Below are 6,000 nucleotides of genomic sequence, written 5' to 3' on the forward strand. Positions count from 1 at the left end.
GATCCTTACAGTTTTTTCCCACCCGAGTCGAAGGCCCGGGGTGGATTGATCACCCACTGGGATCATCGATCCACCGGAGCGGGGTGATCCGGGCTAGGTTGACGACCATGACGGGGCAGATTTCCGACGAGGTGACCTACCGCGGCAAGCCGTACGCCCTGACGGGCGCCAACGGGACGGGCCTGTTCGACCCCGCCTCGCTCGGGCTGCGGGTGCGGATGATATCGACGGCCTGCTGGCGCGGGTACGTGGCCGGATACGCCGTCCTGGACGACGCGCTGAAGCTGACCAGGCTGGAACTGGGCCTGGACGACCGGCCGGAGGTCTTCGGCGTCCGGCCCGACGAGCCCCACGACCCCGAAGAGGCCGAAGACTCCGAGAATTTCCTGCCCCCGCCCCGGCACCCGGCGTACAGCGGGCTGGACGTTCCCGTCCCCTTCACCGGCGGGTTGCTGATCGGGCGTGACTTCGACTCCTCCTACTACGTCCATATGGGCTACCAGGCGGGATGGAAGTACGAGGACCTGCAGGAGCTGATCTTCGAGGACGGCCGGCTGGTCGAGGCCCACGACCGTTCCCGGACGGCGGCCAGGATGCGCGAGGCCGCAGAGGGGCCCGAAAGCCCGGACCGGAACGACCGCGAGGCCGTCCGCGCATGGATCCGGCGCAGCTTCTCCCTCGACTACGACCCGCTGTCCTGACCCGCCCCCCGAACCGGGGGGCGGCAACTCCCACTCGACGCCCCGGACGTCGTCGAGAAAGCGCAGGTCGCCGGGGTCGCGGGCGGCGACCCAGAGCTCGTGCCCGGCGTCCGACGGCGCGTCGAAGCCGAGCAGACCTTCCCCCGCGTACACCGCGAAGCCGGGCGAGGGCCGGCGCCGGGCAGGCATCGCGAGCCGCCGGAGCGGGGCCAGGATCCGGTCGCGGCGCGGGCCGTCCGCCCCAAGGGGCATGGCCACGTACCGGGCGCCCATCACCGCCTCGAAGGCCGCGACGTGCACCAGGAACTCCGACGACCGCACCCCGGTCGGCCGCCATGGCCGCCGCGCGAGGTCAAGGGTGTTCTCCCGGTCGTGAACGTACGGGTCAGGGACGTCCCCGGCGCAGGCCCGGAGCCAGACGTGCTGGTTCCCGGCCCAGAACACGCTCCATCCGTCCCCGGCGTCGGGCGCGAGCGCGGGGCCCGTCCACCGAACCGGCTCCCGGTCGGGCGGCCCGTACCAGCGGGTCAGAAAGCGCTCAAGGCGCCCCGGCCCCGGCCTCGAACAGCTCGCGCACACATGTAGCCACCTCCGTAAGACAACCGCGGCGCCGGGTAGAACAGAGGAGATGAACGTGGTCGTGCTCGCCGACACCCACGCGCCCCGCCGCTGGCGCTCCTGCCCGTCCGCGGTCGCCGCCCACCTGCGGCACGCGGACCTGATCCTGCACGCCGGGGACGTGTGCACCGCCGACGTCCTCACCGAACTGGCCGAGTACGCGCCGGTCAAGGCCGTGCTCGGCAACAACGACGGCCCCGACGTCGCCGCCTGGGGCGCTCCAGAGCACCTGGAGTTCGAGATCGAAGGGCTCCGGATCGCGATGGTGCACGACAGCGGCCGGAAGCAGGGCCGCCTCGCCCGGATGCGCCGCCGGTTCCCGGCCGCCGAGCTGGTCGTCTTCGGCCACTCCCACATACCGCTGGACGAGAACGACGGCGACCTGCGGATCTTCAACCCGGGCTCGCCCACCGACCGGCGCCGCCAGCCGCACGGCACCCTCGGACTGCTCGACATCCGGGACGGCCGTCTGGTAAACGCGGAGATCGTCCCCGTGACCTGAGCCCGGACGGGCCGGGCGCCCCAGCCGAGGAGCTGCCATGACCGAAACACGCGTCACCGTGAGCGTCGACGGCGACGGCGTCGCCGACGTCCGGCTCAACCGCCCCGACAAGCTCAACGCGCTCGACATGGCCATGTTCGAAGCGCTCGCCGACACCGGCGACGCACTCGCCGCCGACCCGTCCGTGCGGGCCGTCGTCCTGTCGGGGGAGGGCCGCTCCTTCTGCGCCGGACTCGACTTCGCCAACTTCGCCGCGATGGCCGGCGAAGGGGAGGCCGACGCCAGTGTCCGCGCCCGCCGCCTGGCCACCGACATCGTCGCCCGCGAACCCGGCCGCATCACCAACCTCGCCCAGCAGGCCGTGCACACCTGGCGGGAACTGCCGCAGCCGGTGATCGCCGCCGTCGCCGGGCACGCCCTCGGCGGCGGCCTGCAGATCGCGCTGGGCGCCGACCTGCGGATCGTCGCCCCCGACGCGCGGCTGTCGGTGCTGGAGATCCGCTGGGGCCTGGTCCCCGACATGACCGGCACCGCCGCACTGGCCCGCCTGGTCGGCGAGGACGTCGCCAAGGAACTCACCTTCACCGGCCGCATGGTCTCCGGCGAGGAGGCGGTCCGCCTCGGCCTGGCCACCCGCACCGCCGAGGACCCCCGCGCCGCCGCGCTCGACCTGGCCCGCGAGATCGCCGGCCGCAGCCCCGACGCCATCCGCGCCGCCAAGCGCCTGCTCAACCGCGCCACCGACGGACCCGACCTGGCCGGGCAGCTCCTGGAGGAATCGCGCGCCCTGGACGCGCTGCGGGGCTCGCCCAACCAGGTCGAGGCCGTCCGCGCCTACTTCGAGAAGCGGCCCCCGTCCTTCACCTGACCGCAAGGCAGACTTCCGACGCACGCCGAGGTAACGCTCCAAAACGGAAGGCGCGACAGCATGGCCGAGGCCAAGCACCCCGTCGACGAGGTGCTTCCCATCCCCAGACTGGCTCTGTACGGCTTCCAGCACGTGCTGGCCTTCTACGCGGGCGCGGTCGTCGTGCCGATCCTCGTCGCCGGGGCGCTCGGCCTGTCCGCCGAGCAGCTCGTCTACCTGATCAACGCCGACCTGTTCACCTGCGGTATCGCCACCATCATCCAGTCGCTGGGCTTCTGGAAGTTCGGGATCCGGCTGCCGATCGTGCAGGGCGTCACCTTCACCGCCGTCGCCCCGATGATCGCCATCGGGCAGGGCGCGGAGAACGGCACCGCGGCGCTGCTGGCCATCTACGGCGCCACCATCACCGCCGGGCTGGTGATGGTGCTGGTCGCGCCGTTCCTGGGCCGGGTGCTGCGGCTGTTCCCGCCGGTCGTCACCGGCACCGTCCTCACCATCATCGGCCTGGTCCTGCTGCCCAACGCGATCAACGACGCCGCAGGCGGAGCCGGCGCCAAGGACCACGGCAGCTGGAAGCACCTGGCGTACGCGGGCGGCACGCTGCTGTTCATCCTCGCCCTCTACCGGCTGCGCCGCCCCTTCCTCAGCAGCATCGCCGTCCTGCTCGGCCTCGTCGGCGGCACCGCGGTCTCCTGGGCGTTCGGCGACACCACCTTCGACCAGGTCGGAAAGTCCGACTGGCTCGGGGTCACCACACCGTTCCACTACGGCGCCCCGACCTTCCAGATCGGCCCCATCATCGCGATGCTGCTGGTCATGATGGTCACGGTCGTCGAGACCGTCGGTGACTCCAAGGCCACCGGGGAGATCGTCGGCAAGGACGTCACCTCCGGCGACATCACCCGCGCCCTCCGCGCCGACGGCCTGTCCACCTTCCTCGGCGGCGTCCTGAACGCCTTCCCCTACACCTGCTTCGCCCAGAACGTCGGCCTGGTCCGCCTCACCGGCGTCCGCAGCCGCTTCGTCGTGGTGGCGGCGGGCGTCATCATGATGATCCTCGGCCTGTTCCCGAAGGCCGCCGCCTACGTCGCCGCGATTCCGAGCGACGTCCTGGGCGGCGCCGCCATCGCCATGTTCGGCATGGTCGCCGTCGTCGGCATACAGACCCTCGCCAAGGCCGACCTGCGCCAGGAGCGCAACGCCCTGGTCGTCGCCGTCAGCATCGCCGCCGCGATGGTCCCGGCCACCATCCCCGCCTTCGGCGACAACATGCCCCGTGACGTGGCCGCCATCCTCGACAGCGGCATCACCCTGGGCGGCATCACGGCCATCGTCCTGAACCTGGTCTTCAACGTCTTCACCCGGACGCCGCCGGAGTCCGGCGACGGCGAACCCCTCGACCTCACGCCGCCAGAAACGCCCCGAAGGGCAGATTCCGGATGAGCCAGAAGCACATGACCCCGGCGAACAGTCCCCAGATCACCCGCGGCTCGCCCGCCTTCCGCCTCGCCGGACGGCCCCGCGCCCGCGCCACCGTCCAGCGCAGCCAGAAGAACGCCAGCACGGGCACCATCGACACCACGAACACATTGAGCGCGATCGCCGTCCCGAACTGCCCGTGCGCCAGCGCATGCAGCGTGCGCAGCGCACCGCACCCAGGGCACTGGAACCCGGTCAACGCCAGGAACGGGCAGGTCGGATAGTTACCCGGCTCGTTCGGGTCGACCACGGCGACGAACGCCACCACGGCGGCGGCCGACGCCAGCACACCGCCGGGCGCCGCCAGCCCGCGAATCCGCATCCCGTCAGTTGTTGGGCGTGTTCCCGCCGGTGAACAACAGCGCGGAGGCGATCGCATTCACGAACACGCCCACGACGGCGGCGATGACCGCCCACGTCCTGGCGTTGTCGGAGGCGCGCACGGCGCCGTGCTGGTCGCCCAGCTGCCACTTGGAGTTGACCTGCGCCGCGTAGACGATCGATACCACCCCGGCGGGCAGGCAGCAGAAGATCGTCGTCAGGATGGCCCACACCAGATGGTTGGGCGGCGGAGCGGCCTGCGGGTAACCGCCCTGACCGGGCGGCGGGTAGTAGCTCACTGGCGGACCTCCAAGGAGAGACAGAACGGCCAACCCAGAAGACATTCCCTCGACGTGGCAAATTTCCGGAAATACGCCGGGCGCGGTTCAGGAAACGATCCAGAACTTCCCGCCAGAGCTCGCCACAACCACCCTCAGCTACATGTGTAAGCCCAGGTGAAGCGCACTCCGTATCCTCAAGCACGAATGCGCACGAACAAAAATCGATTCTGCAGCCGCTGGCCAAAGGGCCAAGAGATGTTGAAGGCCGACGTCGTGTGTGTCCGGCTCAGGGCCCGGGAATCTCTGGCCGCGTAGCGGAACCGGCCTCCGGACGTGGCCTGGAAGGCGAACGAGCACTGGCAGGCTCGACCGCGCCGACCGAACATCCGCGCCGCTGGGCACGCTGGACGCAACGGCAGCCGACCATCCCCCTGACCCGTGGAGACCTCTTGCCGCACTCGGAAACGGTGAAGAAGCGGAATCGGCGGCCCGCAGGTCGGCGCAGACCGCCGGCTCCAGGCCGCTCGAGACGGTGTGTCCGCTCGCTGCGGCGATCATGGGCATGGACAGGCGCATTCGGGTTGGTCCCATCGGACCGTCGCCGTTGTCGGCTACCCGGTTGCCCTGCACGGTGCTGATGGCGTGCAGGTCGGCGCCGGCGTTGCGGCGCTCGGGGCCGTCGAACCCAACCGTGATGGGCCCAGGTCACGACTGGTGCCCTTCGGCGCGGGTTCACGCAGCCCATGCCGGACCGGATCCAACGCAGGCAAAAGATCGCTCTTCCGACGATGCCCCTGCCGGGGCCGGTGCCGAACCGGGATGAGGAGCATGATCACTGTTGTCGAGTTGGCACTTGAGCTCAGGTGATCGACGTCGCGGTGGTTCGCTCGGTCAAGCCGTCGCGCCGTCTGAGCAGGCCGTGGCCAGTCGGTTTGACGCACTCGGTTTGGGCGTATACCTTGGCTCCTCGTCCCTTGGAGATGCGTGACGCCATCATGGGTGGCGGCCGGACCAGGGGTAACCATCCTTGATCAAGCCGACATGGCTTTGCCATGCCTGCGATCCTGCGATGCTTCGGAAAGGCCCGATTTTGACAAACGGGCCGGATCTGATGAAATAGCGACAACGCCGGGAAGGGATCGCGCAAGCGGGACCTGAAAGGCGAGTCGGAAAAGCCCGGAATTGACACTCCGAGCGGATCTGATAAAGTAGAAAACGTCGCCCCGGGGC

The 6,000-nt window shown here is 70.1% G+C and carries 6 protein-coding genes; 4 read left to right on the forward strand and 2 right to left on the reverse strand.

The annotated features are described in order from the left end of the window. Nucleotides 1–107: 107 nt before the first annotated feature. From ABD340_RS30670 to ABD340_RS30685, 4 genes are all read left to right on the forward strand, one after another. On the forward strand, nucleotides 108–701 hold the full coding sequence (locus ABD340_RS30670) for a hypothetical protein (protein WP_344593658.1): 594 nt from the start codon (nucleotides 108–110) through the stop codon (nucleotides 699–701). Between the two features lie 628 nt (nucleotides 702–1,329). After that, nucleotides 1,330–1,821, forward strand: a complete 492-nt coding sequence (locus ABD340_RS30675; RefSeq protein ID WP_344593660.1) for a metallophosphoesterase family protein — start codon at nucleotides 1,330–1,332, stop codon at nucleotides 1,819–1,821. 37 nt (nucleotides 1,822–1,858) lie between these two features. After that, nucleotides 1,859–2,689 carry a crotonase/enoyl-CoA hydratase family protein gene (locus ABD340_RS30680; protein ID WP_344593661.1) on the forward strand — a complete coding sequence of 277 codons (831 nt, stop codon included), beginning with the start codon at nucleotides 1,859–1,861 and terminating at the stop codon, nucleotides 2,687–2,689. Nucleotides 2,690–2,749: 60 nt separating this feature from the next. After that, nucleotides 2,750–4,132, forward strand: a complete 1,383-nt coding sequence (locus ABD340_RS30685; RefSeq protein WP_344593662.1) for a nucleobase:cation symporter-2 family protein — start codon at nucleotides 2,750–2,752, stop codon at nucleotides 4,130–4,132. Here ABD340_RS30685 and ABD340_RS30690 read toward each other — a convergent pair. Together ABD340_RS30690 and ABD340_RS30695 are read right to left on the reverse strand one after the other, a co-directional pair. Beyond that, on the reverse strand, nucleotides 4,092–4,490 hold the full coding sequence (locus ABD340_RS30690) for a DUF2752 domain-containing protein (protein ID WP_344593664.1): 399 nt from the start codon (nucleotides 4,488–4,490) through the stop codon (nucleotides 4,092–4,094). The genes ABD340_RS30685 and ABD340_RS30690 overlap by 41 nt on opposite strands. A gap of 4 nt (nucleotides 4,491–4,494) precedes the next feature. Next, nucleotides 4,495–4,788 carry a CD225/dispanin family protein gene (locus ABD340_RS30695; RefSeq protein ID WP_344593665.1) on the reverse strand — a complete coding sequence of 98 codons (294 nt, stop codon included), beginning with the start codon at nucleotides 4,786–4,788 and terminating at the stop codon, nucleotides 4,495–4,497. Nucleotides 4,789–6,000 lie beyond the last annotated feature (1,212 nt).

This window comes from Actinomadura vinacea (genome assembly GCF_039532545.1).
Lineage (GTDB): Bacteria > Actinomycetota > Actinomycetes > Streptosporangiales > Streptosporangiaceae > Spirillospora > Spirillospora vinacea.